The organism is Streptomyces olivaceus (assembly GCF_000721235.1).
GTDB lineage: Bacteria > Actinomycetota > Actinomycetes > Streptomycetales > Streptomycetaceae > Streptomyces > Streptomyces olivaceus.
Window position 1 is genome coordinate 1 of record NZ_JOFH01000127.1, and the last position, 530, is coordinate 530.

The following is a 530-nucleotide window of genomic DNA, read 5'->3' on the forward strand; positions in this document are numbered from 1 at the left end:
TTGATCTGGCGGCCGAGGGCCCGGAACAGGTCGGCGACCTCGTCCGTACCGTCCGTCTCACTGCCCGTGGGACCTGAGGGCCCCGTGGGAATCCCCGCACCCGGCTGTGCTGTCATGCCGTACCACCACCCTGTCCAGTCACGGCCGTACCTCCGTACACCGCACCGTTCGCGCCGGGACAGTCACTCTGCGTACCGCCCGGAGGGCTCCACACGGTAGGGCCACTCGGTCACCCTCGGTGAGGTGAACCAGGAAACTGTCACCGCACCAGGTGAACCGACCGTCGGCACGGCCCACTTCCGCACCACGTTCCCCACCACCGCGCGGGGCGCCCACACCGCACGCCACGCAGCCGAACGCTGGCTCGCGACCGTCGCCGCCGACGACGACATGGCCACGCCCTCCCTCCTCGTCGCGGAACTGACCGCGAACGCCGCCCTGCACGGCCGTGTCCGGGGCAGGAACGCACGGCTGGTCCTGACCCTGACCTCGGCGACCCTGCGGATCGAGGTCACCGACGCCCGGGGCGA

General features: G+C 71.3%; 1 pseudogene. It reads left to right on the top strand.

The window, feature by feature from the left end:
* Positions 1-243: 243 nt before the first annotated feature.
* Positions 244-530, top strand: a pseudogene (locus tag IG94_RS0138075) (ATP-binding protein); the annotation flags it as partial.